General features: G+C 30.2%; 1 protein-coding gene. It reads right to left on the reverse strand.

The features are described from left to right. Positions 1-56: 56 nt before the first annotated feature. Positions 57-510: AlbA family DNA-binding domain-containing protein (locus HR057_RS16880; RefSeq protein WP_196237976.1), on the reverse strand; the 454-nt coding region annotated here is incomplete at its 5' end.

Here is a 510-nt window from a genome sequence, read left to right on the forward strand (position 1 = left end):
AGTAGATATATAGGTTTAGTAAAGGAATTGACTAATATAGATCTTAAAGCGAATGGTTATTTACGTTTATTTTCACTTTTTGTTAAGGTTTTAATCAAAGATTTCCTTAGAATAAAGTCTTGAATTGCTGGTCCCTTTAATGGTCTTTTTCCACCATTAACCTTTGACCAAACTTTGTCCTTATTATCAAAGTAAACAATAGTAGGATCAACAGGTGGTTTAATTAGAACTTCAATTATATATAAATCTGTTATTACTTCATTACTTTTATTAAAGACTTGGTGAAATTCCAGTGAATAAGCATTCGGTGATACAGCAGGTTGAACACAATCAGAGATTTTGTTATTTATTAATAACCTGATATTATCCCTTTCCTCCCTGTTTAATTTTACACCCTTTACAATTTGATCATTTGAAATACCAAATAAAATCCTTCCCCCACCATCATTTAGAAATGCTACTGTATACTCCACTATCTTTCCACTTATAATATCAGCAGGATGGTCATTA

The sequence above is a fragment of the Calidifontibacillus erzurumensis genome (assembly GCF_013303125.1).
Lineage (GTDB): Bacteria > Bacillota > Bacilli > Bacillales > Bacillaceae_J > Calidifontibacillus > Calidifontibacillus erzurumensis.